The organism is Noviherbaspirillum sp. (genome assembly GCF_035944575.1).
In the GTDB taxonomy this organism is placed as follows: Bacteria; Pseudomonadota; Gammaproteobacteria; order Burkholderiales; family Burkholderiaceae_D; genus Noviherbaspirillum.
On record NZ_DASZBA010000101.1, the window covers coordinates 1 to 4,840 of the forward strand.

Annotated in this window: 3 protein-coding genes; all 3 read left to right on the forward strand. The window is 59.0% G+C overall.

The window, feature by feature from the left end; genetic code table 11:
* The first annotated feature begins 251 nt into the window (after positions 1-251).
* A complete protein-coding gene (locus VGU61_RS06355; RefSeq protein ID WP_326858264.1) occupies positions 252-1,019 on the forward strand; it encodes an SDR family oxidoreductase in 768 nt (255 codons plus the stop codon).
* Between the two features lie 547 nt (positions 1,020-1,566).
* Positions 1,567-3,396 carry a putative bifunctional diguanylate cyclase/phosphodiesterase gene (locus VGU61_RS06360; RefSeq protein ID WP_326858265.1) on the forward strand — a complete coding sequence of 610 codons (1,830 nt, stop codon included), beginning with the start codon at positions 1,567-1,569 and terminating at the stop codon, positions 3,394-3,396.
* A gap of 73 nt (positions 3,397-3,469) precedes the next feature.
* The coding region (locus VGU61_RS06365) for a HAMP domain-containing protein (protein WP_414691606.1) at positions 3,470-4,840 on the forward strand (1,371 nt) is incomplete at its 3' end.

Consider the following 4,840-nt stretch of genomic DNA (forward strand, 5'->3'; position numbering starts at 1 on the left):
AAGGAAATTGACGAGAGGAAATAATAATACTCTGTTAGCCCCTGGCAACAGTGTGTCCGGCAGGCACAAATTCAAAAATTTTTTGAGTTGTTGCGAAGAAGCCCTAGCAGGCTGTCAGAGGACGGTCCCGGCAGCGACGCACTACCGCACTCCTGGAAGGCCGGCTGCGATAAATGAGGAATTGACGGACAATCTGCCGATCCGCCAATCAGGCGGCAAACGCAATCCAGTCCGAACATTCAGGAGATCCCATGCAGAACATGAAGGACAAGGTAGTAATCGTCACCGGCGCGTCGAGCGGCATCGGCGCCGCATGTGCAACGACACTGGCGGCGAACGGCGCTCGGGTCGTGGTCAATTTCAGCCGCAGCGAGAATGAAGCGCTTGCCGTCGCGGAGCAGTGCAAGCAGCTCGGCGGCGACACGATGCCGTTGCAGGCCGATGTATCGAAGGATGCGGATTGCCGCCGTTTGGCGCAGCAAGTGCTGGATCGCTGGGGCCGAATCGACGGCTTGATCAACAATGCGGGAACGACCAAGTTCGTCGATTTTGCCGATCTCGACGGCCTGAGTGCGGAGGATTTTCAGGATATCTATGCGGTAAACACCGTCGGCCCGTTCCAGATGGCGCGAGCCTGCGCACCCGCGCTGCGGGCCGGCGGCAAGGGTGCCATCGTCAATATTTCATCGATCGCCGGTGTGCGGGGCGCAGGTTCGTCGATCGCTTATGCGGCATCAAAAGGCGCGCTCAACACCCTCACCATCGCGCTGGCCAAGACGCTCGGACCGCAGATCCGCGTGAACGCCATCTGCCCCGGCTTCATCGAAGGAAAATGGTTGCGAGCCGGGTTGGGCGACGAGCGGTACGAAGCGCGACGCACCATCTACATGGATCGCGCGCCGCTGCATGATGTCGTCGAACCTGCCGATGTCGCGGAAACCGCGCTATGGCTCCTCTCTGGAGCGGCGAAAACGACCGGCGAACTCATCATGGTGGACAGCGGCTTCAATCTCGCTTGATCAATTGCGAAAGACCGGCAGGCCGACACGCATGCCGGTCTGATACGCCTGCCAATATATTTCCTGCCCGCAGGCGTTGCAGGCGATGACATTTCTGCAATCTTTCTGTCCTTTCGGACGTCATTCCCTCCTGTCATTTCGACAATCCATTCATGCTGTTTTTTTGGGCATTCTCGTAAAAATTTAACACCGGAAATCTTTTACATTCCAGCCTGAAATTTTCGATGTATTAACCACAATAAATTCTTCCACCACTGCATTTTTTTTGATGAATTCAGGGAACGTTGAGGGGGTGCCCACTTCTAAAGTCAATCGCTGCATTTAGTTATGGCGTGCGGAAATAATGCGCAAACGCAATACGACGAACAGACGCTAGGAGATCATGTTGCAGCATCTCAGCTGCCGCGTATTTTCTGCCCTGCTTTGTGTCGCCGACGCATGCCACGATCGATACGCTCTTTGGTATTGCATATGACGAGGTCACGCCATGGTGCACAAGTCAGGGAAACAGTTCGCCGTTTTACCCGCCTTGAATGAGAGAAAAGAATTGTTGAAGCCAAAAGTACTCCTCGTCAATGACCATCCTGCCAGCCTGCTTGCTCTAAAGACGCTGCTGCTCAGCGCGCCTGAAGCCGAACACTATGAAGTCGTCACCGCGACTTCCGGGGCGCAGGCGTTGCGCGAGGTCCTCGACCACAACTTCGCTGTCATCCTGCTCGATGTCAGCATGCCGGGGATGGATGGCTTTGAAACCGCGGAGATCATTCATACCCATCCCCGCTCCGCTTTCGTTCCCATCATTTTCATCACCGCCCACTATGCGGACGAGATGAACCGCCTGAAGGGATATCAGCATGGCGCGGTGGATTACCTGATCAGCCCGGTCATTCCGCAGATACTGCACAGCAAGATCTCGGTGTTCATCGAGCTGGCGAAGAAAAACCTGCAGCTCCAATTTCAGAAGGACGAACTGGCGATGCTCAATCGGGACATGCAGGCACAGCAGATGGAGGATCTCAAGCGCATCAACGCCGCGCTCGAACTGGAAATCATCGAACGCCGGCAAGCGCAGGAACGCGCCCATGCGCTCGCGACAAAGGATCCCCTGACCGGCTTGCTGAACCGGCGCTCGCTGACCGAATCGCTGGAACATGCGATTGCCAAGGCAGCGCGGCACAATGAAAAGCTGGCGCTGCTGTTCCTGGACATGGACCGCTTCAAGGCGATCAACGATACGCTCGGCCACGATGCTGGTGACGAGCTGCTCCTGCAGGTGGCCGAGCGCATCACCGGCGCGGTGCGCGGCTCCGACATGGTTGCCCGTCTCGGCGGCGATGAATTCGTCGTGCTGATGGAGGCTCTGCCTTCATACACCGCGGCGGCGGAAGTAGCGAAGAAGGTCGCCAAGGCCAACAGCAAGCCCTTCATCATCGGATCGCAGCACATCAAGACATCGGTCAGCATCGGCATCAGTCTTTTCCCGCAGGACGGCACGACGGTGCATACCCTGATGCGCAGCGCAGACCTCGCGATGTACCATGCCAAGCAGGAGCGGCGCGGCAGCGTGCAGTTCTTCCACGAGGAACTCAACGCCCGCCTGCTGGAGCGATGCCAGCTCGAACATGAACTGCAGCATGCGCTCGAAAATAATGAATTCGAGCTGTACTACCAGCCGAAGGTCGACACCCGCACCGGCCGCATCGCCGGCGTGGAAGCCTTGCTGCGCTGGCATCATCCACGCCTTGGCCTGCTGTCCGGCGGCGACTTCATGCCGGCCGCGACCGAAACCGGCCAGGTCATTCCAATCGGCGAATGGGTCATTTCGAGCGCTTGCGCGCAGGCCAAGCGCTGGCAGGACGCCGACAGCGGCTATCCGTCGGTACCGATCGCAGTGAACATCGCCATACCGCAGATTTATGCCGACCTGCCGGACGTGATCTACCGCGCATTGCGCGACCATGACGTACCGCCATCCAGCCTGCAACTCGAAATCACCGAGTCGCTGCTGATCCGCGATCTCGACAAGGCCAGTTCGGTATTGCGCGAGATCAGCGAGAGCGGCATCACCATCGCGATCGACGATTTCGGCACCGGCTATTCGTCGCTGTCGGTATTGAAGGCGCTGCCGATCGATATCCTCAAGATCGATCAGTCCTTTGTCCGCGATCTCGGCAAGGATCTCGGCGACAACGCCATCGTCGCCGCCATCGTCAACATGGCCCGCGCGCTAGCACTGCGGGTGGTGGCGGAAGGTGTCGAGACGCAGGAGCAGTTGAATATTCTGCGCGACCTTGGATGCGACGAGCACCAAGGCTATTTTTACAGCAAGCCGCTGCCCGCTCTCACTCTCGCGGAGCAGCTGTTCCACAAAGCCTGACAGGCCTGGCGGGCATCTGGCCCGCCTCCAACGCCCTCCCCGATAGATTCACAGAAGGAAACATCCCATGGACATGAGAACGCAGGCATATGACGACCTGGACGTCAAAGTATTGCTTTCCACATTGAAGGCGCTCAAAAAAGGCGACTTTTCTGCGCGCATGCCGTCGGACTGGACCGGATTGGCAGGCAAGATCGCCGATACGCTCAACGACATCATTGAAACCAATGAGCAGATGGCGGAAGGCATTACCAACGTCAGCCGCGTGGTCGGCCGCGAAGGCCGCCTGAACCAGCGTGCATCGGTTCCGAATGTGTCCGGCGGATGGGCGACCATGGTGAAGTCGGTCAATACCCTGATCGACGACCTGGTGCGTCCGACGACCGAAATGGCACGCGTCATCGGCGCGGTCGCGAAAGGCGACCTGTCGCAGACGATGTCCCTCGAAGTCGACGGCCGGCCGCTGAAAGGGCAATTTCTCCGATCGGCATCGACAGCAAACACCATGGTGGATCAGCTCTCGTCCTTCGCTTCGGAAGTGACGCGGGTGGCTCGGGAGGTGGGTACCGAGGGCAAGCTGGGCGGGCAGGCGCAGGTGAAGGGCGTGGCCGGAACGTGGAAGGACCTGACCGACTCGGTCAACTCGATGGCAGGTAACCTGACATCGCAGGTGCGTAACATCGCCGACGTGACGACGGCGGTTGCGAACGGCGACTTGTCCAAGAAAATCACCGTCGACGTGCGCGGCGAGATTTTGCAGCTCAAGGACACGATCAACACCATGGTGGACCAGTTGCGCTCCTTCGCATCGGAGGTGACACGGGTTGCGCGTGAGGTGGGTACCGAAGGCCGCCTCGGCGGTCAGGCGTACGTGCCCGGCGTGGGCGGTACCTGGAAGGACTTGACCGACAATGTAAACTTCATGGCGTCCAACCTCACGGGGCAGGTTCGAAACATCGCGGAAGTGACGACGGCGGTCGCAAACGGCGATCTGTCCAAGAAGATTACGGTGGACGTGAAAGGCGAGATTCTCCAGCTCAAGGACACGATCAACGTCATGGTGGACCAGCTCTCCTCCTTTGCGTCGGAAGTGACGCGGGTGGCGCGAGAGGTCGGCACCGAAGGCAAGCTGGGCGGCCAGGCGCAGGTGAAAGGCGTCGCGGGTACGTGGAAGGACTTGACCGATTCGGTCAACTCGATGGCGGGCAACCTGACCGGGCAGGTGCGAAATATCGCGGACGTAACCACGGCGGTGGCGAACGGCGACCTGTCGAAGAAGATCACGGTGGACGTCAAGGGCGAGATCCTGGAACTGAAAAACACCATCAACGTCATGGTGGACCAGCTGAACTCCTTTGCATCCGAGGTGACGCGGGTGGCTCGTGAAGTGGGTACCGAAGGCCGTCTCGGCGGACAGGCGAACGTGCCGGGGGTCGCGGGCACA